The following is a 21,951-nucleotide window of genomic DNA, read 5'->3' as shown; positions in this document are numbered from 1 at the left end:
AAGCTTTTTTCTCATCCGTTCGCTACAATTCCAGCTGTGACACTGACGGCGGTAGGCCGCTACCAAATCGTGCGGGAGCTAGGGCGCGGCGGGATGGGTACCGTGTACCTGGCTTACGACCCCGAGCTTTCCCGCCACGTGGCCATCAAGGGTTTGGGCACCGGCCAAGCCACCCCCGAAAGGAGAGAGCGGCTGCGCCGGGAGGCCAGGGCCGCAGCAGCTCTCACCCACCCGAACATCGCGCAAATTTACGACGTCATTACCTTCCAAGACCAGGACTTCGTGGTCATGGAGTGGGTAGAGGGGCAGACCCTTGCCGATCTCGTGGCCTCCGGACCCCTCTCCCCCGGAGAGGTGGCCCGCATCGGTGCGCAAATTGCCCGCGCCTTGGCTTTTGCCCACCGTCGGGGGATCATCCACCGCGACATCAAGTGCGAAAACGTCATGATCACCCCCGAAGGCGTGGCCAAGGTTTTGGACTTTGGCCTGGCGCAAATTCAGGGGCTGCCCCGCGACCAAAGGCTCACTCAAGAGGGCCTGGTGGTTGGCACCTCCCGGGCCATGTCTCCGGAGCAGGCCATGGGCAAGCCCCTGGACCACCGCTCGGACATCTTCTCCCTGGGCTCGCTGCTGTATGAGGCCGCCACCGGCGAGCCCGCGTTTGCGGGGGAAACCGTTTTGGAAACCATGCACAGGGTGGCCCGGGCGGAATACGTCCCTCTGCGGGAGAAGGCGCCTCACCTGCCCCGGGCGCTGGCGGAGGTCATCGAGCGTTGTCTGGAGCGCGACCCTGACCGAAGGTTCCAGGACGCTTCGGAAATTGCCGGCGTGCTGGGCGGGGTCTCCCAAACCCTGGGCACCGCCTACCTGGAGCCCGTCCCCAGGGCTACGCTCTTGGTGCGCAAGCTCTCCCGTCATTTGCCTTACGCCATCGGGGCGGTGCTGGTCACCTCCGGGCTTTTGGCCCTAGCCCTGCTCCGCGGCTGGGTGGGCGCCCCCAGGCCCGTCACCGTGGCGGTGATGCCGGTCAGCGGCCAGCTTCCGGCGGAAATGCCCCTGGCTTCTACCGCCGTAGCCGACGCTTTGGCGGGCTTTCTCGCCAACCTCCAGGGTCTCCAGGTGGTGGCCGGGCGGGAGGTACGCTCGGTGTTGCGGGAAGGGATGGGGGTGCGGGAAGCAGCGCGGGCCCTGGGGGTGCAAGAGCTGGTGGAAGCCACACTGACCCCAGGGGCCGAACCAACTACGGTGCGCGTACAAATCTCGCGGGTGGAAGGGGCCACCGGACGGATCCTCTGGTCGCAAACTTTGGAAGTAGCCGCCACCAACCCCGGGCTCCTGCAGGAGCGAGTGGCTACCGCGCTGCAGGATGGCTTTCGTCGGTTTCAATCCCGGAGGCGTCCCCGCATCCCGCCGCAAGAGGCGCTGGAGGCGTACCTGGAGGTGAAGCGCCGCCTGGATGCCGGTAAGGCCTCCCCCGCTTACGCCGAAGAGCTGGCGCTTTTGGAAAAGGTGGAAGCCGCCGCACCCGATTTTGTGGACGCCCTCATTACCCACGCCTCCATCGAGCGGTTTCTGGGCGGCAACTTAAACGACCCCAAGAGGCTGCAAAAAGCCGAACAGCTTTTGGAGCGGGCCGCACAGCTCGACCCGGAGCACCCGGAGATCCCCTTACGGCGGGCGCAACTGGCCCAAGCTCGAGGCGCGCCTGAAGAAGCAGCGCAAATCCTCCGCCAGCTTACCCGGTCCCGGCCCGGTGACCCCATGGCCTGGCGCGTCCTAGGTACAACCCTCGCTCAACTGCAACAGAAGGAGGAAAGCGAAAAGGCCTTTGCCCGCGCGTTGAGCTTGCAGCCAAACATCGTAATCTGGGATCAACTCTCATCAGCTCGCGCCGACTGGGGGGATTTTGCCGGGGCTCGCCAAGCTGCCGAAGAAATCCTCAAACGGGCACCCAACGACCCCTTGGGGTTGTTTCGCCTGGGGTATGTAGCGGCTTTAGAAGGTGACTTTGCCCTTTGCGAAAAACTTTTTTCCCAGCTGTACCCGAAGACCAACTTGCTTTTAGACCTTCTTAACTGGGGCACCTGCGCCTTTTATCTGGGAAACCTCGAAAAGGCGCTTGAGCTTTACACCGAAGCACAGACCAAGGCCCCTAACGACTACCGCAGCTACCTCAACCTGGCGGACACCTATTTTTGGCTGGGAGACAGGCAAAAAGCCCAGCTTCACTACCAGAAAGCTCTGGAACTCCTGGAAGCGAACCCCCACCCCCAGCGTTACTGGCGGGACAGGGCGCGGATCCTGGCCCACTTGGGGCGCCTCGAAGATGCAGTCCTGGCTGCCCAAAAAGGCTTTGAGGAAAACCCTAACCGCAACTGGAACGCGTTTGTGGTCGCCGAGGTGGCAGCTCTTGCCGGCGACAAGACCTCGATGATGGCCTATACACGGAAGGCCCTGCAACTGCGGGCCCCGAAAGCATGGTTTGCCGGACCCGAGTTTGCCCCTTACCGAAACATGCCGGAGTTCCAAGCCCTTTTCAAGGCCAGTCCTTAGGGCGGGTCGCCTTGGTTTTCCACCTCAGGATCCACCTCAGCGACCAATTGCCCATGGGCATCGTAAAGCTCCACGGCGTAGGGGTAGCGACCGTCCACCTGGCAGTTCCCCTGCGTGATGAGGTCCGGCAGGTGGGAGCCCACCGAAGAAGGGGCCGAACCCATCCCCGCAAACAGGGGCCTTTGGCCGTCCTTCCAGCGGATGACCACTGAATCCACGTTTTTCGGAATTCCGGGGAACGTAAACCGCACACAGTCGGGGCCTGCCTTGTAGTACAGCACCGCCGGGTCCGGATCGCAGGTAATGCGCTTGCCCGTCAGCGTCACCTTCACCTCGCGGTAGCCCTTCATAGCGCCTCCCGTTGTTTTGGAAATACTTTAGCATCGCCCGTCAACCCCTACAATGGGGGGGTGAGACAGGAGGTTCGTTTTTGGCTAGAGGTTGTCTACCTGGCACTGGCAGGCTGGGTGTGCGTGCTGGTGCCCTGGAGTCGCGGTTGGCTGGCGTGGACCTGGAGCTTGCCCCCGGCCTGGGCGCAGCTGCTTTCCCATCCTGCTTTGCGGGGGGCCATTTCCGGTTTTGGGGTGCTGCACCTGCTGGTAGCGCTGGGCTTTGCCACCAAGAAGGAGCGCACTTCGTGATCGTGGGGCTGGGGCTGGATGTGGTGGAGGTGGCGCGGGTGGCGCAGGCTCTTGCTCGCCACGGGGAGCGCTTCCTTTTCCGTTGCTTTCTCCCCGGAGAGCTTGCCCGCCCCCATGACCCCGAGCACGTAGCCGGGCTTTTTGCCGCCAAGGAAGCAGCTTTCAAGGCCCTGGGCACCGGGTGGGGTGAGGGCGTTGGCTGGCACGACGTGGTGGTGGAAAGAGACGCCGCGGGGAAGCCAAACTTGACCTTTCATGGCCCCGCCCAGGAACGCATGCAAACGCTGGGTGCACAAAGGGTCTTGGTTTCCATTACCCACACCGACCACTGGGCCGCTGCAGTGGTAATTCTGAGCCTCTAAGGCTCACCAGTACTTTTCGGTGTGGATTTGGCCGGGCTGGGTACGGCTGTGCTGGCGAAAGCCCTCGGCGGTCAGGAGCGCCGTCATATCCTCGATCATGGCTGGGTTACCGCACAACAAGACGTGAGTATGCTCGGGGCTGGGAGCAAAGCCCCACTTTTGCGCTACCACCCCCCTTCGCCAGACGTCCTGCACATAGCCGGTTTCCCCGGTCCAACGGTGCAGCTCCTCCTGCGGGCGGGAAATCACCGGGATGTACACCAGGTTGGGGAACTGCCGTTCCATGGCTTCCAGCTCGTGGCGGTAGCCCAGGTCCGAGGCGTGCCGGGCTCCGTGAATCACCGCGGTACGGCGCAGGCCGCCCTCGGCCAGATGGGTGCGCAGCATGCTCATGTACGGGGCAAGGCCGGTACCGGTGGCCACCATGACGAGGTTGGCGTCGGGTGGGACCTCTTTCAACGTGAAGAGGCCGGAGAATTTGGGCCCCAGGTAAAGCTTATTTCCCGGCTCCAGGGCAAAAAGCCGGGGGGTCAGGGCTCCCGAGCGCACCAGGGCCAGGTAAAACTCCAGGTACTCCTTCTGCCGCGAGGAAGAAGCAATGGAGTAGGAACGGCGGATGAGGGTTCCCGGCTTGGGCGGGGGTTCTTCCGGGTCCGCACCGGCCACCCGTGGGGATTCCGCCGGCAACCCCAAAACCGCAAACTGCCCGGGCTCAAAGTCGGGAAGCTCCCAACCCTCCGGGACCACCCGAAAGATGGCAAGCCCCGGCGCCACTTCCTGCTTTAACGCCAGCACCGCGTTGAGCTTCAGCGAAGGCTTATCCACCGGTAGCATCCCTCCCCGGGGCTTGCTCCCAGGCCCCGGTCATCACGTGCTCTCTTTCCTTCACGAACCGCGGGTGCCCGTACACCTCGCGGGCCAGACGCTGGGCCAAGCCCAGCTCATCTTCCGATAACCCACCGGGGTGCAGCTCCGCTTCCAACGTCGCCGCAAAACCGGCAGCCAACGCCGCCACCAGCTCCTCCCAAGGGGGGATGTGCCCCAAAACCTCGGAAAGCGTAACCACCGCCGGCCGCAGGCTCTGGTCGGAGGAAAGCCCCAAGGCCCCCGCTTGCAGCTGGGAATCCCAATCCAAAAGCAAGGACCCGTGCTGCAAAATGGCCACCCCCAGCCGCCGCANNCTGCAGGCTGGATGAAGCAGGGAGCTGCACTTTTCGGAGGAATCAAGCTTTCCGGGGCCGAAGAAAGCTCTGCCGCCACCCCCATTTGCCGCAACCCGGCAATGAGCGCCTGACAGATCAGGCGGTAGCAGCCCTGCAGGTCGCGGGGAAAAGGCGGCAGCCCCAGGGGCACGGCCACCGAGTAGGTGAGCTCGTGGTGGTGCAGCACCGCCCGCCCACCGGTGGGCCGGCGGGTGATGTCCAAACCATGAGCCTTACAGAACACTTCGTCCGCCACGCTGTAGGGCTGGTTAAAGCCCAGGGACAGGCAAGGGGGCTGCCAGCGGAAAAAACGCAAGGTGGGAAGACTTTTGCCATCAGCTACCGCTCGCCCCACCGCCTCGTCCACCGCCATGTTCCAAGCCCCCGGCGCCGCCTCCGTAACCAAAAGTCGCCACCTCATGGCGCAAGTGTAGCTGGTCCGGATGCTGGTAAAATTTGAGTCTCGGTACGAAAGTACCGGAGGAGTGGCCCGTGTCCGATCGTTCTGCCGCCTTTGGCCCCAACGTTTGGCTTATTGACGAGATGTACCGGGAGTACCTGGCTCACCCGGAAGCGGTGAGCGACTCCTGGCGGGAGTTTTTCTCCGACTACCGCCCCCAGGGGGTGCGCGCCCTGCAGTTGGTCACCGCGGAAGAAGCCAAGCCAGCCAAGGAGGAGGGCCTGCCGCCGGGGGCAGTGCCCATCGTGGGGGGGCTTGCCCGTCTCGTGGAAAACATGGAGCAAAGCCTCACCCTGCCCACGGCCACCACCTTCCGCACGGTGCCCATTAAGCTCTTGGAGGAAAACCGCGAACTCATCAACGAGTACCTGGCCCGCAAGCTGGCCGGCAAGGTGAGCTTCACCCACATCTTGGCCTTTGCTGCAGTCAAGGCGTTAGAGCACGTGCCGGCCTTGCGCAACACCTTTACCGTTTACGAAGGAAAGCCCTACCGGGTGGTGCCCGAGCACGTGAACCTGGGGATTGCCGTGGACGTCCAGCGGAAGGACGGCAGCCGCACGCTGCTGGTGCCCAACATCAAGGCGGCAGAAACCATGGACTTCCCCACGTTCTTTGCCGCCTACAACGAGGTCCTGCGCAAGGTCCGCAGCAACCAGCTTTCCCCCGAGGACTTTGCCGGCACCACCATGAGCCTCACCAACCCGGGCATGCTGGGAACGTCCCAGAGCCTGGCCCGGCTCATGCCGGGACAGAGCTTCATCCTGGCCACCGGTAGCATTGACTGGCCCCCGGAGCTGCAGCACGCCGACCCCCGCACCCTGGCACAGCTGGGGGTGAGCAAGGTCATGACGTTGGCCTGCACTTACGACCACCGGGTGATCCAGGGGGCGGAAAGCGGCACGTACCTCGCGGTGATTGCCGCCCTGCTCAACGGTGAGCACGGCTTTTACGAGGAAATCTTTGCCTCCCTGGAAATCCCCTACGAGCCGCTGCGCCTGGTGCGGGATGCCAACCCTTACCTGGTGGCCCGGGACAACCTCATCGAAAAGGAAGCGGCGGTGCTGCAGCTCATCCACACCTACCGGGTGCGCGGGCACCTCATTGCTGCCATCAACCCCCTCTCCTCCGAACCCCGCACCCATGTGGAGCTGGAGCTCACCCGCCACGGGCTCTCCATTTGGGATTTGGACCGGGAGTTTTACACCGGCGGGCTGGGAGGCAAGCCCCGCAGCACCCTGCGGGAAGCCCTGCGCTTGCTGCGCGGGGCCTACTGCCACACGGTGGGGGTGGAGTACATGCACATCCAGGATCCGGAGCAGCGGGCCTGGATTGCCCAAAGGGTGGAACAGGACCCACCGCCGGAGCTCCCCCTAGCCACAAAAAAGCGCATCCTGCAAAAGCTCAACGAAGCGGAAGCGTTCGAGCGCTTCCTGCACACCAAATACATCGGCCACAAGCGCTTTTCCCTGGAAGGTGGGGAGGTGCTCATCCCCATGCTCGACCACCTGCTCTCCCAGGCTGCCGACTTGGGCGTGGAGGAGGTGGTCATGGGCATGGCCCACCGCGGCCGCCTCAACGTCCTGGCCAACATCCTGGGAATGAGCTACGGCAAGATCTTCCGCCAGTTCGAGGGCGATTTGGACCCCAACTCCCGGGAGGGCACCGGCGATGTGAAGTACCACCTGGGAGCCAAGGGCACCTACCTTTCCCCTTCCGGCAAGAAGGTGGCGGTGGAGCTGGCCTCCAACCCCTCGCACCTGGAAGCGGTGGACCCGGTGGTGGAGGGCATGGCCCGAGCCAAGCAGGACCAGCGGGGGGATAGCGAGCGCACCAGGGTCATGCCGGTGCTCATTCACGGCGATGCCGCCTTTGCCGGCCAAGGGGTGGTGGCGGAAACCCTCAACATGAGCGCGCTTTCCGGCTTCAGGACGGGGGGCACGGTGCACATCGTGGTGAACAACGGCATTGGCTTTACCACCGCTCCCGCCGACGCCCGCTCCTCGGTGTACGCCACCGACGTGGCGCGCATGGTGCAGGCCCCTATTTTCCACGTCAACGGCGAGGACCCGGAAGCTTGCCTGCGGGTGATTGCCCTGGCCGTGGCCTTCCGCATGGCCTTTCACAAGGACGTGGTGGTGGACCTGGTGTGCTACCGGAGGTGGGGGCACAACGAAGCCGACGAGCCGGCTTTCACCCAGCCTTTGATGTACGCCAAGATCCGCGACAAGCGCTCGGTGCGCAAGCTCTACACCGAGCTTTTGGTGAACCGCGGCGACATTTCCCTCAAGGAAGCCGAGCAAGCGCTGGAGCAGTTCCAACAGCTTCTGGAAAAGGCCTTTGAGGAAACCAAGGAGTCGGCTCCGCCACCGGTGGAGGTGGTGTTCCGGGAGCCCACCCCCCCGGAGCCGGTACCGCTAGCTCCCCCCGTGAGCCGGGAAACGCTGCAACAGGTGGCCACCTGCCTGGGCACAGTGCCCGAAGGCTTCCACGTCCACCCCAAGCTTTCGCGGCTTCTGACCTACCGTGCCCGCTGCTTGGAGCAAGGCGTGGACTGGGGAGCCGCCGAGCTTCTGGCCTTTGGCAGCTTGCTCCTGGAGGGCATTCCCGTGCGGCTTTCGGGCCAGGATTCCCGGCGGGGGACCTTTTCCCAGCGGCACGCGGTGCTGGTGGATCAGCAAACCGGGCAAGCCTACGTCAACCTCGAGCACCTGCCCGGCAGCCGCGCCCAGTTTCTGATTTACGACTCGCTGCTTTCCGAATACGCGGTGATGGCCTACGAGTACGGCTACTCGGTGGCCCGCCCCCACGCGCTGGTGCTGTGGGAAGCGCAGTTTGGCGACTTTGCCAACGGCGCCCAAATCGTCATTGACCAGTTCATCACGTCAGCGCACGAAAAGTGGGACCAGCACGCCCGCCTCACGCTGCTTTTGCCCCACGGCTACGAAGGGCAGGGCCCCGAGCATTCCTCTGCCCGCATCGAGCGCTTCCTCCAGCTGGCCGCCGGTGATTCCATGCGGGTGGCGTTTCCCACCACCGCCGCCAACTACTTCCACCTGCTCCGCTCGCAAGCCCACCTGCCCCACCCCAAGCCGCTGGTGGTGTTTACCCCCAAGAGCTTCCTGCGCGCCGAGCTGGCCAAATCCCCGGGGGAGGAGCTGGTTTCCGGCCACTTCCGGCCGGTGGTTGCCGATCCGAACCCGCCGGAAAACCCAAGCGTGGCCGTCCTCTGCACCGGCAAGGTGTTCTTCGACCTTTACCCGGAACGGGAAAAGACCCACGCCCCGGTGGTGATCTTGCGTGTGGATCAGCTTTACCCGTTCCCCCAGGAGGAGCTCAAGAACGCCCTGGCCGCCTACCCCACCGTGCAGGAGGTGCGCTGGGTGCAGGAGGAACCCCGGAACATGGGGGCCTGGCCTTTCCTCAAGGAGCACCTGCCGGAGGTGACGGGCCCTCGCCGCTTGCGGGTGGTCAGCCGTCCACCCGCCTGCAGCCCGGCTACCGGCTCCGCCAAGCTGCACGAAGCCGAACAGGCCCACTTGGCCGCTCTGGCGTTGGCCGGGCCTGCCGCGTAGTTACTGCACGGTGAGCTTGGCGAGGGTCGCGGCCAGCTCCGCCAGAGAAAACGGCTTTTGCAGAAAGTGCGCGCCGGCTTGAAAGCGGCCGTTGATGGTGGCCAGCTCGGGTCCGTAGCCAGACATGAGGACAACTTTTAGCTGCGGCACCCGCGACATCAAGCTTGCCGCCAGCTCCAAACCGGTCATGCCGGGCAAGCCGTAGTCGGTGAGCAAGATCGCCAAGCTTCCCAAATCCGGCAGGGCCAGCGCCTCTTCCGCGCTGGCCACCGCCGTCACCTGGTAGCCCAGGGCCGCCAAGGCGTTGGCCAAGGCTTCCCGGGCCAAAGGTTCGTCCTCCACCAAAAGCAGGCGCTGGCCCTGGCCCTGCGGCGAAGGTGGAGCGGAGGTGCGCGCCGGCTTGGCCACCGCCTCACCGGCAGCAAAGCGCGGAAGCCACACCCGGAAGCACGAGCCTTGTCCTACAAGGCTTTCCACCTCCACCCGCCCGCCGTGGGTACTGACGATCCCATGCACCACCGCTAGCCCCAAGCCGGTGCCGCGGCCGGCGGGCTTGGTGGTGAAAAAAGGCTCGAAGAGCTTGTGCCGGATTTCCGGGGGAATGCCCACCCCGGTGTCCCGCACCTCAAAGCCCACCCACCCCTCACCGGCCAGGGTGCGAACCGCCACGGTGCCGCCTCCCGGCATGGCGTCCTGGGCGTTGACCACCAGGTTCATGAGCACTTGCCCTAACTGGTGCCAGTCGCCGTTCACCACCAAGGGGCTCGGTGCCAGCTCCTGCACCAGCTTGATGTTTTCAGGCAGCAAGCGCTTTAAAAAGCCCAGCTCTTCGCCCACGAAGGCGTTGAGGTCCAAAGGCGAGAAGTGCTCCCCTTCCCGGCGGGCAAAGAGCAGGAGCTTGCGGGTGAGGCTCGAACCCCGGTGGACGAGGCCCTCCACCTGTTGCACCCAATGGCCCGCCTCCGGGGGCAACCCGGAAACCCCCTCCAGAAGCTGAACCAAAGCCATTTGCGCTTGCAGGATGTTGTTGAAATCGTGGGCGATGCCGCCCACCAGCCGCCCCAGGGTTTCCAGCTTTTGCATTTCCCGGAGCGCCTCTTCCCGCTCACGCTCGGCGGTGATGTCGCGGGCTACACCGATGAGGGCTAAGGGCTTGCCGTGCTCATCGCGCACCACCGAGGTGGAAAGGCGAATCAAAATGCGCCGGCATTCTTTGGTGTGGTTCCACACCTCGCCCCGGAATCCCCCGGCGAGCGTTTGCGCTAACGTGGTTTCCAGCGAGGGTGTGGGGTCTTCGGGCAGCCGCACAAGGGCAATGTTCTGCCCTACCAGCTCTTCGGGTTCGTAGCCGTAGGTCCGGCAGAACGCCTCGTTCACGAACAGGATGCGGTTTTCCGTGTCGGTAATGCTCACGCATTCGGAAATGCTGCGTAACGCATGCGCCAGCAGCCGAACTTCTTCCTGGGCGCGACGCACTTCGCTCCAATCCATGATCACCCCCTCGATGACCTCGCGGCCCTGCTCTACAAAGAGCGAAGCGTCGCGGAGCACCCAAATGGGCGTCCCATCCCTGCGGCGAAGCATCACCTCATGCACCGGCAGGTGGCGGCTCTCCCGCAGCTTGTTAACGAACCGTTCCCTTTCGGCTGCGCTGGTGTAAAGCTCCCAAGCGGAAGCGTCCATCATCGCTTCGCGGCTGGGAAACCCCAAAAGCCGCGCAGCAGCCGAGTTGCACGTTAAGAACTTGCCGTCCAACGAGGCACGAAAAACCCCCACCGGCAGACGCTCCACCAAAGCTTGAAAGCGAGCCTCGGTGGCTAAAAGCTCCTCCGTTCGTCGTTTGAGGGCGGCCCGCAGCACCAAGGCCCATACCAAACTCACGAGCCCCACGAGAACGATGAACAACACGAGCTCTGGGGGTGTGATTTGGACAAAGCCCGCACTGAACGCGGCAAACCACCCCAAGTGACCTTCCTTCCGAAGGGATCGAGTCCGCACTATCCCCCCAGCAAGCGCGAGCATACGGGAAATCTCCGGAAAAAGATAGCCAAGCGCCTACAATGGTGCGGTGCGAATTCCGGCCTCGGTAACCCGCAACCAACCTCTGGCCAGCTTCACGACTTTGGAGTTGGGGGGACCAGCGGAGTTCTTTTGCCAGCCGCTCACCCAGGAAGAGCTCAAAGAGGTGTGCGCTTGGGCCAAGGGTATAGGGCTTCCCGTCACCGTGCTGGCCGGGGGCTCCAACGTGGTCATCGCCGATGGCGGTGTTTCCGGCCTGGTGCTGCGGGTCGCTTGGCAAGGCCTGGAGGTTGAAAAGCGAGAAGAGACCGTCACCGTCATTGCCCAGGCCGGTACCCCCCTGGACGAAGTGGTGGCGCTGTCGGTGGCCGAAGGGTGGGCGGGGTTGGAGTGCCTTTCGGGGATACCGGGTTCGGTGGGGGCTACGCCGGTGCAAAACGTAGGGGCCTACGGTCAAGAGGTAGCAGAGTGCATCCTGTGGGTGGAGGTCTTTCAGCGCGAGCACCTAACTTTCCAACGGCTTCCCCACGAGGCCTGTAGCTTTGCCTACCGCAGCAGCATCTTCCGCGGCCAGAGGCAGTGGATCATCACCCGGGTGGCCTTCCGCCTGTCACCGCAAGGTGAGCCCACCTTGCGTTACCCGGAGCTTGCCGAGCTTTTCCGGGGATCGGCCAGGCCTTCGCTTGCCGAAGTGAGGCAAGCGGTGCTTTCCCTGCGGCAGAAAAAGGGCATGGTGCTGACCCCAGGCCTTCCCGAAAGCCGCACCGTGGGCTCATTTTTCAAAAACCCGGTGCTGAGCCTCGAGGCCTTTGAGCGCCTCAAAACCCGTCTCTGGGAGCAGGGAGTTCTGCCCTTTCCGCAGGAGCCCCCGAATTTTGCCGTTCCCGCCGGCATCAAGGTTCCGGCGGCTTGGCTGGTGGAGCAGGCCGGCTTTCCCAAAGGCACGCGCCGCGGGCCGGTGGGGGTTTCCCCCCTCCACGCCTTAAGCCTGGTCCACTGGGGAGGGGGCACCGCCGAAGCGCTGGTGGCTTTTGCCAGCGAAATCCAAAGGGCAGTCAAGCAAGCTTTTGGGATCACCTTGGAGCCCGAACCGGTGTTTTTGGGTTTCTCCCAGGACCTCCCGCTGGAGCGGGCCACCTGCCTCTAAACCTTTTTTGCTTTTCGTTCGTTTTAATCGGTGAAGGACCCGGGAAGCCGGGGGGAGGTGAACATGGCAGCGGTCCTGGCAGTGGAGCACAACGCCCGCGCTTGGCAGCGGCGGCCTTACGCAGTCATCTGCGACCGGGGCGACAGCGCCGCCGTGGCGCTCCTCCACCTCCCCCACCCGCCAAAGCCGGGGCTGCGCTTTTCCGCCTTCGGGGTGGAGTGGGAGGTGGTGCGAGCCGGGGACCACACCCGCGGCCCGGTGGCCAGGCCGGTTTGCACGTGACGCTGCCGTCCAAACGCGAGCTTGCCTGCCCGTGTATGATAAAAACCAGGAGGTCCCCCAATGCGGGCGCTTTTGCCGGTTGCGCTGCTTGTCCCCGCGATGCTGGCGGCCCAGTCGCCCCAGTGGTCGAGGCCCTACGTGGCCGACGCCCGTTTTTGGCTGCAAAAAGCGGGTGAGCGGCGTGGTCAGCCGCTTATTGCCGGGCAAACCGTGGAGCTGGAGGCAGGCCAGGAGGCTACCCTCACCGTAGAGCCACAGGACCAGTGGGGACGCCCTTTCCCCCCAGAGCTTTCGGGGTTTTTCGTGGACGATCCCCGTTCCTGCCAGGGCTTGGTGACCGTGGAAAGCTCCTCCCCCACCACCTTTCGCCTAACAGCTGGCACCGAGCGCGGTCGCTGCCAGCTGCGGCTGGTGGCCGGAGGCAACTTGAACCTGGAGTGGACGTTCACCCTGAAGGTTGCCTCGGTGGCTCACGGCGGTTACACCCGGGGGCAGGCCGAGTACATTGCCACCAGGCTTTACCGGGCGCTGCTGGCCCGGGAGCCTGATCCCGAAGGCTTCCGCGCGGCAGTGGCGGAAATCCAGCGCAACCGCCTGGGTTCGCTGCTGGAAGGCATGCTCAAAAGCCCGGAGTTCAAGGAAAAATGGCGGGGCAAGCCACCAACTCAGTTCTTGGAGCAAATTTACCAGGGCCTCTTGGGCCGCCCTCCGGACAGCGAAGGGGTGCGCCGCTACCTCCGGGAGGTGGAACGCGGCCATCTGAAAGGCGTGCTTGCTGATATTATTCACTCCGAGGAGTTTGAACAGGGCATGCTGGCAGCCGCGTCTGGCTCCTGAACTTTGACAAGGGTAAGCTACTATCACCTATGCTCATTGCTCCTCTTTGGGAAGCCGCGCGCCCTCGGCAATGGATAAAAAACCTCTTCGTGTTCGCCCCCGCGGTCTTCGGATTGCGGCTCCACCAGCCCCCCATCATGCTTCAAGTGGGCCTCACGTTCATGAGCTTTTGTTTGGCATCATCCGCGTCCTACCTGCTTAACGATGTTGTGGATCGCCACAAGGACCGGGACAACCCAAGAACGTGCCGGCGCCCCGTAGCTCGAGGGGCCCTCTCGCCCCACCTGGCTTTGGTGGCTTCGGGAATGTTTGCCCTGGCGGCGTTGGTCCTGAGCTGGTTCCCGGGAGTAGCCCTGCCGGTCGTCGTCTATCTGCTCACGACCGGGCTTTACTCCCTCTTGCTCAAGAAAGTCCCACTTTTGGATGTGCTGAGCCTTGCCGGCCTTTACCAACTGCGCCTGTGGGCGGGGGCTCTGGCAGCAAGCGTGCCACCCTCCCCCTGGCTTTTGACGTGCGGTGGGTTTCTAGCCTTGACCCTGGCTACCGGCAAACGCCTGGAGACCAACCGAAGCCTTTACCCCCGCGCGCTTTTGCGAGTTGCCCTCGATTCCTTGCTGGTGCTCACGGCCGTGAGCTACCTTGCCTACACTGTTTCTCGAGGTCCCGCCCACCAATTGCCCCATTGGTTTTTGCTGTCGCTATTGCCGGCCTTGGCCGGCCTTTGGCGTTACCGCACACTCGCCCTGCGGGGGCTTGCGGACCCTTCCGAAGCCCTTTTCCGCGACCGCCTTCTCCAGGTGGCGGCCGTAGGATGGTTGGCTTTGGTCTTGGCGCTGGCAGCAAGTGGACTACAATGAACAGTGGCTTGCCTGGTGCAAGCGGGGAGGTCCTCATGAAGCACCGTGGTTTTTCTTTGGTGGAGCTCCTGGCGGTGCTGGCGCTCTTGGCTTTCATTGCCTTGGTGGTCACGGTGCAGGTATTGGCAATTATTCAAAAAAACGAACTGCAAACCCAGGCGCAAGAGGTGAAAGCGTTTCTGCAAGAGGTGCCGCAACTGGTTAGCAAACACCAGCAGCCACTTTGGGTATTTTTTAGGCCCACGGGAGGTACCGGCCCCGGCGGTATCCTCCAGGTAACCAGGGACGAAAACGGAACCCAAGTCTTGCGGCAGCTCCAAATCAAGAACACAATTGCTTTTGGTCTCACCGCAGATGTGAAATGGTCGAACTGGGAAAACCCGTCGTCAGGCGTCTACAGGATAGGCTGTGACACCTTCTTCCGCACGGTGAAGGTAAGCCCTTCGGCGGGTACCGAACAAATCGGGAGCCAAGCAATCGCCGTGTTCACGCATCAAAAGATGAAAACCGGTAATCTGCGGCCGCAATACGTCTGGAAGCTCTACATCAACCCAGTCTGGGAAGTCAGCGTGAACAAAGAATGGTCTGACACCTAATCCTTTGGCCGAGGATGATCGTAAACGCTGGTGAAAACCCAAAAATGGCGGCCCGGTACGTTGGTCCCCCGGGTCGCCCCGCGAAAGGCGGCGGCTTTAAGCAGCTCTTGTGTTTCCTGGTCGTCGTCCTTAACAAAAAGCAGTTTGCTCGTGGGCCGCACCAGAATTTGGCGTAGTTCTTCCCGGTCAACCCCCAAATCCCGGTGAGGGATGCCAGCCAATAACGCCGGCAGGCGCGTGTCCACCCAATGGGGGACACGAACGATGTGAACGTCCTGTATGCTGCCCCCCTTTTTAAGGAAGTCCTCGATTACCGCTGCCATAGCAGGGGTATCAAACTGCTCCAAGCGGTTATTGGCCCCGTAGCGCATGACCATCGTCCAATTTTCCACGGCCGAAAAGACGGCCAGCCCTAACAGGAGCCCAAAAGCCAGAATCCTTCGGCGCCCCCCCAACCCACTCACCTCTTTCCAAAGCATGCTCGCAGCCCAAGCTGCAAGGATAATGGCAGGAATGGCGGCCGCACCTGCGCGGTTGGGAGCCGGGTTTTCGTTGGGAAAAGCCAGGGAAAGCGTGGAGGGAAGCTGCAGCACCACCAGGCCCACCAGCAAGGCCAACTCCACAAAGCTTCGCTGACGTAATACGTTTCGCAAGGCCATGGCCACCCCCAACAGGAACAGGGTGGCTGTGACCGCATCCAGGGCCGGTCGGTGCGGTACAGAAATGGCAAAGAGTTCCCCTTCATCCCAGTTGAACATGGCCAAAGCGCGAACCACGTTGTGAGCAAAAGTCGCGAGTGGATTTTGGACGAGCGGCCGCTCGGCCGAAGCCCAGCGGGTGGTGGCGCGATACCAAAACAAATCCGGGCGATCCCAGGCAAAGCGCGCCAACGGCAAAAAAACCAAAAAAGCCAAGAAGGCAAGCCCTGCAATCCGAGCCGCAGCCCGTCGCGCATTGAGTTCGCACCGATGGAAAACGTAAAACCCAAGCACCAGCAAAACGGCGAGTAGCGGCACAACTCGAAATGGGCTGTAGCCGTGAAGACCTAATCCCAGGGAAATCCCAGCAAAAACCCAATCACTTTGTCTTTGTTGGCTGAGCGCTCGGAAAAGAAAAAACAAAAACGCAGCGGTGAAAAGAGGATATAGCGGAAACCGCAGTCCAATGCGGCTTAAGATGTTGGGCCAAAAAGCAATGGCGTAAATGTAAAGTGCTGCCAAAGCCAACCGGGGGCCTCCGAGGACGCGGGCCAGAAGGAAAACGAAAGCCGAAGTCATCACACCAAGAAGAGCAGTCCCCAGCTTGAGCGAGTAAAAGCTCACGCCGGTCCCGAAGGCGAGCCCAACCAAATAGGTCCAGTAAAACTGAAAAGCCTCACGCCCGGTGTTTCTTGGAAAAAAAACCGCATATTGGCCTTCGGCCAGGTCGTGGATGTCTTCAAGCTTTTCGGTGTGATCGCTCCAAGGGTTGGCAGGGATTTGATCCAGGGAGGAAAACTGGAATACAACTGCCAGGACAAAAAGAGCAAAAACTACAAGCCACGACCAACCGCCTTGGCGAATCCTGGCCTGCCGCTCCCCCTTGCCCCAAAATGCCAGTGCGCCAAGGACCGTGGCGGCTAGCCAAAGACCGGTGTTGAACACGGTAAACTGGTGGTTACGGAAGAGAAAAAAAGCCCAGGCAGCCGCAAGCAGCGCAAGAACCAGAAAAGGCCAGCGACAACGGAACGGCGGTTGTGCTTCGGCACCGGGGGCCAGCGCAAGCCTCAGGGTCGGCGCGAAGCGCAACCACAGCACCAAGCCCATAAGCCAAAACGGTAACGCCAGAAGCGGAGCTCGCCAGAACGAAAGAAAGCATTGCCCGATAAGGCAAGAAACGAAGCCAACAATAAGAAGAAGTGGTTGAAACTTGGCGTCCGGGGCTTTCCCTTGGTTACTCATGTCCCCCGGCCTCCGTCAGGCGCAACTCCCAGAGGTGAACGTTGGAAAGCTCCCCCTTCCTGGCAAGGTCTTCAACTTCCACCCGCACAGCTTGGGATGGCACCGGGCGAAGGGCGAGGACCACATTTCTGTTTCCTGAAGCCGATGGGTAAGTTGCCTCTCCGGTAAGCTCCCAAGCGTTGCCCACCTGACTGTAAACCCGGACCCCTGTTTTGCCTGCCCCAATGAGCAGGGAAGCTTGGGCAAACTTACGGATAGTGGGAAAATGCAGGTCGAGGCGCAGGGGATTGGCTTCCATGGTGCGAATGAGGGTACTTTTGTTACCGTCAAAAGCGTTCTCCACCGGACCAATATCCAAAAAGCTGTGCCAGACCTCCACGTTCTCGCCCGAAAGGATAAGGGAAGCCCGGACCGGCTGGCGGCGCTCCTCGATTTCCCGAGCTATCAGGGTTGACGCTTCCGGCGAGTAGCGCAAGCGAAAGAACGCAAACGCCGGTTTACCGCTCGGGTCGTAAAGCACGGTCACAAGCCCCGGCTTTGCAAACTTGGGGCTCGCCCGCACCCGCTGAAACTCGTCGTAGGGAAAGACAAAAACGGCCTCCGGGGGCCACGTCCGAACGTAAGTGGTCAACCACTCAAAAGAGGCCCACTGCAACCGGGGCTCCTGCCCAAGAAAAAAAGCCACGTGTTCCTCGTAGCTGTTGCCACAGTTGGGCGAAAGCATGACCGTGCTATTGGCTGCGGACTGAAGGAGCGTCTTGATTTCTCGGAATACCTGGGGCGCCCCCCATTGGTAGCCGTAGTACCCATAGTCGGCATCAAGGGGTGGACCTACCACCCAAGCCCGCAGCAAAAGCCACACACACCCAATTATGAGGAAAGCCAACAACGTCGCAACGAACGCGGTGCGAGCCGCTTCGGCCATTTGCTCCCGGATCCAACTGCTTCCCACCACGGAAAGCGCTGCCAATACAGGTAAAGCAAACATTTGCCTGGTAACCCCCGGGGCCAACACCAGCGCTGCAGCCGGAGCAAAAAGGAGGGTTACCGTCAAAAACCGGTAGCCTGCAGCGTGCGAACCTCTCACGGTTCGCCTCAAGGCTACCCCCAGGCCCAAGCCCGCGAAAACCAGGGCTACCGGCTGCAAAAGCCCCATTCCTGGCAGGACATGGCGCAGGGGATGGACGTCGGACGCAAGCCAAAAGCGGGGAGACCAAGCGCTCATGTAGCTCGCCAGGGCCTCCTGAAAACGGGCGTCAAGGGGCAGATTCTTAGACCAAAAGGACCCAAGCAGGGCCAGCTGCGAGGTTTGTTCGCTCGGATGGTTGAGCAAGTAACGAGCAAAGGGTAGTGCCCACAAAAGCGTTACCGCCCCTACCCACCGCCACCGAATGCACGGTCGCGGAGAAGAAAACCACCAACTCACAAACAACCCCACAACCGAAAGCGGCACAACCACCCGAGCCGCCGCATGGGCGTAAAAACTCAACGCTGCCATGCTGAGGCATAGCGGGAGCGCCCCATCTCTGCCGGAAAGAAACATCACGGCAAGACCAAGGAAGGCCGCGAAAAAGCCCACCGAAAGTGAAATTTCGAACCCCGTTCGGGAATGGAGAAACCACACAGGATGCACTAAAGCCCACAGCGGCACCAACCACCAAAGGGAAAGCCCGAACCCACGTCTTAACCCTAGAGCCAAAACCGAAAGGGTCACCAACGTCACAAAGCCGGTGGCAGCCCTAGAGAGCACCACCGATCTTCCAAACACGGCAACCAGGGGCATAAGGAGGTAAACTGAAGTTCCCAAGTTGAAGCGCCCGCCGTTCGGGAAGAACGCGGGAAGCAGTTCCCTGTTTGCCCCCCGAAAACCATGCTGCAGGAGGTGCTCGGCCCAGTTTGCGCTCACCGCTTCATCACAAAAAAAGTAAGGCGGGAAGTCCTCCAGAGCCCAGAGGGTAAGCACCAGGTAGAGGAGACCGGTGCCGAAGAAACCCCAACTTGCCCCCTTGCCCCCTGTTACCGCCGTCGTCACGGTGTGCTTTATACTACATCCAACATGGGACCACGAAGAGGTGCCCGGTGTTCCCGAAAGTCACAGACTCAGCAAGATTACCATCATACTCACCCTTCACGGCCGTTCGTGAAGCAGAGCAAATTATTTGGTTTCTTAGGACTAGTCAATGTGGCACAGAGTTTGCTTAGACTACTTGGAAGGAGGTGGCCATGACGGCGCGGGTGCGTGGCGTCATGAAGAGGAAGGCTCAAAAGGGAATGACGCTCGTTGAGGTGTTGGTGGCCTTGGCCATCTTGCTTTTTGTGGCCCTGGCGATTTTGGAAATGTTCACCATGAGCTATCTGGCCAATATGGGCTCGTTGGCACGCACCGACTTGCAATACAGGGCCCAGCGGGTGGCGGAAAGCATTCGGTACATGTACGCGATTTATCGCCAGCGGAATGTGGCAGTTCCCATTCCCGCTTGCGGCATCGATTTCTCCAATATCACCCCAGGGGAAGTATCCATTCCCAACGACCCCACTGACGCCTGCTGGGGCGAGCCGCTGTTTCGGGTAGTTGATGCCGACAGCGCCAGCGCCCGCTACGATTTGCGTTACGAAATCACCGATGAGGGGCAGTTTTGGCTTGTTACGGTAAGGGCCTATCCGCGGGAAACAGGACTTAGGTACCTTGGAATGGCCATTGCGGCCAAAGGAGTCAGGTATGTGGCGCAACTCCCCAAGTAGAGCGCGAACGGGCGGCTGGGTACGCGGCTTTACGCTCATAGAGGCGCTCGTGACCTTGGTTATCCTGGTGATCATCTTGGTTGCCGGGGCCCAACTGTTGTTCCGTACCCGCGAGTCCGCCGAGCGGCAACGGTTTCAGGTGGAGGCGCGACAAACCGCCCGGTCCGCCATCGAATACGTACATTTCCTGCTGCGCGGCGCAACCGATATGAATGCTCGCTCCGAAGCCTACCCTGATCCCGCGCTGCTCTTGGTTTGGCTTTACCCCGGCTCTGGCGGCGGTGGTGGGGGTGCTGGCGGCGGAGGCGGTGGCGGAGGCGGTGGCGGAGGCGGTGGAGGAGGCGGTGGAGGAGGCGGTGGCGGCGGGGGAGGTACGCCACGTCAGATAACCTACGACAATGTCACTGACCCTAACTATGCAGACGTTGGTACCGACATTCTAACTTTTGCGAGGGCAGAGCAGCATATTTCGGTGGGCTTTCCCTGTTGGCCTGGCGGCCTCAACGCTGTTAACTTTTGCGTGGCATTTACCCAGGGATGTAACAATATCGCGGCGAACTTTCAACTCTTTAAGGACCTTACAGGTGCCCACCCCGACCCTGTCACTGGCCATGAAGTGAGCGAACCTCTGCTGGTGACAGGTAACGATGGTTCCTGGACTTTCATCCAAATCACGGATTACAAAGACAACCAAAATCTTAGTAACGACCACTGTTCCAAGTGTCCGACGGGCAGCTGTGGCTTCCCCGGAATTTGGGTTATCGCCAACCCTGGCGTCTCCGGAGGGTATAACATTCCCAGTTGTTGCCCTGACTTTCAGGGAAAGGACCCCCAGCTGGGTCTCGGGTTACGTTACGTCACTTTGCGGGTAAAAAACCGATCTTTGCAGCAGAAAAATGGGGTCTTTGACCCAACCAACCCAGACGATGGCTTTTTCACCGTCGTGCCCAACGTGGAGGACCTGCAGGTTGCGTACTTTTTCCGGGATGGCACCGTGCGAAACGACCGACCTCCCCAAGATTGCACTTGGGCCACCAACTGCGTGCCGGTTCAAGATCCCGCTTTCGGACCCGCCGGGACCCTCCCCGAAACCCATGCCGCTAACGTCATTGGTTTGCGCATCACGCTTACCGCTCGTTCGAGTCAAGAGGTACCGGTGGTTCAGGAACCAAGCGCGCGGTTTCGCCAACCAGTGGCCGAAAATCACGACCCGGGAGCAGCACAGGATCGCTTTTACCGCTACCAAAACAGCGTGTTTGTGTTGCTGCGTAACCGCACGCCTCGGGCATAGGGAGGTGTTATGAACTCGCAACGCGGCGCCGCCCTTATTACCGTGCTTTTGGTCATGCTGGTCTTGACCGCCTTGGGCATTGCCGTTTCGCTGATCATGACCAGCGAGGACCGAATCTCCAGCCGCCAGGATTTACAAAAGCTCGCCCTTTATGCGGCCGAGGCCGGTCTGCGACGGGGGGAAGAAACCCTCCTTGGTTACACCGTGGATCAAGCAAACGGGCTTTTGCAGTACGCCAGCAGCACCCCGGAGGCCTGGCGGGAAACGCCCAGCACCCCCCAGCACCCGGACTACACAGACTTAGGCAGCTGGGACGGCCTGCACTTGGGTACCTACCTGCGCACTGCTGATGGTACGGAATTGTCAAACGTTCCTGTGGTGCTTACCGGTGCCAAAGGGTTGCCGGCTTTTTTCTCGGTTTTCGTGCGCAATAACCCCACAGATCCTTCAAAGCAGCCAACAACAAACGGCGACTTGGTGATCCGCTTGGTAGCCGTGGGCTGGGTGGCCTCCTCTGCTGACCCCAACGCACCTTTTTCAGGCAGGGGTGTGCGGGCGGTGAAGATCTTGGAGGAGGAGTACAGTTTTGAAGGGCAGTCCTCGCCATCAAACATGGCCCAAAAGAACGTCAACCAGCAGGGGACGGGGTCGATCGTCTACAGCCCCCCGGGGACCTGAGATGGAGGCTGCGGGAAGCAGGAGGTGAGCTTATGAAACGCAGGACCTTTTTGACCGTAATCCTGAGCGCGTATTTAAGCGCCACCGTGGCCTTGCCGCCAATGGCCTGGTCGGCGGTCCCGCCCGCTCCGGCTCAGGAAGGGTACGACTTCATGAACCAAATCACCCGGCAAATTCTTTTCCCGAATCTGGTGGTGGTGCTTGACCTGTCCCGCTCCATGGCCATGGACCTTTACGGTCAGCCGGCGGATTACATCCAGGATCTTTACCTTGACACCAACCTAGACAACCGGGGCGGCCGGCCAGAGCCGATGGTACCAGCGGTACTGGTGGATGTGGATGGGGATGGAACACTGGAAAACCGGGAAATCGGCAACGCCAACGTGCCCGTGTGGGAAGGGCCCTTTGTCCAACCCTGTGTGACCCCCACACCCACACCGACGCCCACGAGCACGCCCACCACGACACCCACCGTGACGGCCACCCGGACGATTACACCCACGCGCACGATTACCCCAACTGCGACTGTCACCCTCACGCCTACCATCACCCGCACTCCTACCAACACCCGGACGCCAACCGCTACTAGAACCATCACTCCCACCCCCACCATCACGCCTACGCGTACCATCACCCCCACCAGAACTGTCACTCCAACCCGAACCGTCACGCCAACCAACACTCCGGGCCCTTCACCCACACGCACCCCAACCCGCACCAACACCCCGGCGGTGACGCCTACCCGCACCCCAACCCGCACCAACACCCCGGC

20 protein-coding genes and 1 pseudogene are annotated in these 21,951 nt (G+C 61.7%); 15 read left to right on the top strand and 6 right to left on the bottom strand.

The genetic code is table 11. From position 1 onward, the window contains the following. Positions 1-36 precede the first annotated feature (36 nt). A complete protein-coding gene (locus EG19_RS12080) occupies positions 37-2,553 on the top strand; it encodes a serine/threonine-protein kinase (RefSeq protein ID WP_152543822.1) in 2,517 nt (838 codons plus the stop codon). Here EG19_RS12080 and EG19_RS00085 read toward each other — a convergent pair. Further along, on the bottom strand, positions 2,550-2,903 hold the full coding sequence (locus tag EG19_RS00085; protein ID WP_038046117.1) for a hypothetical protein: 354 nt from the start codon (positions 2,901-2,903) through the stop codon (positions 2,550-2,552). The genes EG19_RS12080 and EG19_RS00085 overlap by 4 nt on opposite strands. 60 nt (positions 2,904-2,963) lie before the next feature. Between EG19_RS00085 and EG19_RS13295 the strand changes: the two genes are divergently transcribed. Both EG19_RS13295 and acpS read left to right on the top strand, forming a co-directional pair. Then, a complete protein-coding gene (locus EG19_RS13295) occupies positions 2,964-3,194 on the top strand; it encodes a hypothetical protein (RefSeq protein WP_152543821.1) in 231 nt (76 codons plus the stop codon). Beyond that, positions 3,191-3,556 (top strand): holo-ACP synthase, encoded by a 366-nt coding sequence (gene acpS / locus EG19_RS00080; RefSeq protein WP_038046115.1) that lies wholly within the window; start codon positions 3,191-3,193, stop codon positions 3,554-3,556. The genes EG19_RS13295 and acpS overlap by 4 nt, the downstream gene beginning before the upstream one ends. 3 nt (positions 3,557-3,559) lie before the next feature. Here acpS and EG19_RS00075 read toward each other — a convergent pair whose 3' ends face one another. After that, the gene (locus tag EG19_RS00075) at positions 3,560-4,390 is read right to left on the bottom strand and encodes a ferredoxin--NADP reductase (protein WP_038046113.1); all 831 of its coding nucleotides are present in this window, start codon (positions 4,388-4,390) and stop codon (positions 3,560-3,562) included. A gap of 347 nt (positions 4,391-4,737) precedes the next feature. Further along, positions 4,738-5,131, bottom strand: a 394-nt coding sequence (locus tag EG19_RS14360; protein WP_407702142.1) for a lipoate--protein ligase family protein, incomplete at its 3' end; no start/stop codon positions are given. A gap of 119 nt (positions 5,132-5,250) precedes the next feature. On the opposite strand from EG19_RS14360, the gene EG19_RS00065 reads away from it, so the two are divergent. After that, on the top strand, positions 5,251-8,790 hold the full coding sequence (locus EG19_RS00065) for a multifunctional oxoglutarate decarboxylase/oxoglutarate dehydrogenase thiamine pyrophosphate-binding subunit/dihydrolipoyllysine-residue succinyltransferase subunit (protein ID WP_038046109.1): 3,540 nt from the start codon (positions 5,251-5,253) through the stop codon (positions 8,788-8,790). Here the strand turns inward: EG19_RS00065 and EG19_RS00060 are convergent, their stop codons facing one another. Then, complete coding sequence (locus tag EG19_RS00060; protein ID WP_038046107.1) at positions 8,791-10,755, bottom strand: PAS domain-containing hybrid sensor histidine kinase/response regulator; 1,965 nt, start codon at positions 10,753-10,755, stop codon at positions 8,791-8,793. A 103-nt stretch (positions 10,756-10,858) separates the two neighbouring features. Here EG19_RS00060 and EG19_RS00055 point away from each other — a divergent pair, with 103 nt between their 5' ends. The 5 genes from EG19_RS00055 to EG19_RS00035 all read left to right on the top strand — a co-directional run bounded on the left by EG19_RS00055 (position 10,859) and on the right by EG19_RS00035 (position 14,528). Then, positions 10,859-11,956, top strand: coding sequence for a UDP-N-acetylmuramate dehydrogenase (locus EG19_RS00055; RefSeq protein WP_053334670.1), 1,098 nt, complete (start codon positions 10,859-10,861; stop codon positions 11,954-11,956). Positions 11,957-12,019: 63 nt separating this feature from the next. Then, positions 12,020-12,238, top strand: a complete 219-nt coding sequence (locus EG19_RS00050; protein ID WP_038046105.1) for a hypothetical protein — start codon at positions 12,020-12,022, stop codon at positions 12,236-12,238. Positions 12,239-12,298: 60 nt separating this feature from the next. Beyond that, complete coding sequence (locus tag EG19_RS00045; protein ID WP_038046103.1) at positions 12,299-13,075, top strand: DUF4214 domain-containing protein; 777 nt, start codon at positions 12,299-12,301, stop codon at positions 13,073-13,075. Positions 13,076-13,104: 29 nt separating this feature from the next. After that, positions 13,105-13,932 carry a UbiA prenyltransferase family protein gene (locus EG19_RS00040; RefSeq protein WP_053334669.1) on the top strand — a complete coding sequence of 276 codons (828 nt, stop codon included), beginning with the start codon at positions 13,105-13,107 and terminating at the stop codon, positions 13,930-13,932. A gap of 35 nt (positions 13,933-13,967) precedes the next feature. Next, a complete protein-coding gene (locus EG19_RS00035; RefSeq protein WP_038046101.1) occupies positions 13,968-14,528 on the top strand; it encodes a prepilin-type N-terminal cleavage/methylation domain-containing protein in 561 nt (186 codons plus the stop codon). Here EG19_RS00035 and EG19_RS00030 read toward each other — a convergent pair. Together EG19_RS00030 and EG19_RS00025 are read right to left on the bottom strand one after the other, a co-directional pair. After that, a complete protein-coding gene (locus tag EG19_RS00030) occupies positions 14,525-16,333 on the bottom strand; it encodes a glycosyltransferase family 39 protein (protein ID WP_161685230.1) in 1,809 nt (602 codons plus the stop codon). The two genes, EG19_RS00035 and EG19_RS00030, sit on opposite strands and share 4 nt — an antisense overlap. Before the next feature lie 127 nt (positions 16,334-16,460). After that, positions 16,461-18,500, bottom strand: coding sequence for a hypothetical protein (locus tag EG19_RS00025; RefSeq protein WP_152543820.1), 2,040 nt, complete (start codon positions 18,498-18,500; stop codon positions 16,461-16,463). Positions 18,501-18,691: 191 nt separating this feature from the next. On the opposite strand from EG19_RS00025, the gene EG19_RS00020 reads away from it, so the two are divergent. From EG19_RS00020 to EG19_RS13520, 6 genes and pseudogenes are all read left to right on the top strand, one after another. Continuing rightward, a complete protein-coding gene (locus EG19_RS00020; protein ID WP_038046095.1) occupies positions 18,692-19,210 on the top strand; it encodes a type II secretion system protein in 519 nt (172 codons plus the stop codon). After that, positions 19,188-19,292: pseudogene (locus EG19_RS14355) on the top strand (prepilin-type N-terminal cleavage/methylation domain-containing protein); the annotation flags it as partial. The gene EG19_RS00020 and the pseudogene EG19_RS14355, both read left to right, overlap by 23 nt. Before the next feature lie 130 nt (positions 19,293-19,422). After that, positions 19,423-19,599: a hypothetical protein gene (locus tag EG19_RS13945; protein ID WP_235208672.1), complete on the top strand. Its 177-nt coding sequence runs from the start codon at positions 19,423-19,425 to the stop codon at positions 19,597-19,599. 131 nt (positions 19,600-19,730) lie between these two features. Next, a complete protein-coding gene (locus tag EG19_RS13940; RefSeq protein WP_162472264.1) occupies positions 19,731-20,501 on the top strand; it encodes a hypothetical protein in 771 nt (256 codons plus the stop codon). 9 nt (positions 20,502-20,510) lie between these two features. Then, complete coding sequence (locus EG19_RS00010; protein ID WP_038046090.1) at positions 20,511-21,179, top strand: pilus assembly PilX family protein; 669 nt, start codon at positions 20,511-20,513, stop codon at positions 21,177-21,179. Positions 21,180-21,211: 32 nt separating this feature from the next. After that, the coding region (locus tag EG19_RS13520; protein ID WP_038046088.1) for a hypothetical protein at positions 21,212-21,951 on the top strand (740 nt) is incomplete at its 3' end.

It is taken from the genome of Thermoanaerobaculum aquaticum, from assembly GCF_000687145.1.
GTDB classification, from domain to species: Bacteria; Acidobacteriota; Thermoanaerobaculia; order Thermoanaerobaculales; family Thermoanaerobaculaceae; genus Thermoanaerobaculum; species Thermoanaerobaculum aquaticum.
The sequence above is the reverse complement of the archived record's forward strand: the minus strand, read 5'-3'. Positions and strand labels throughout refer to the sequence as shown.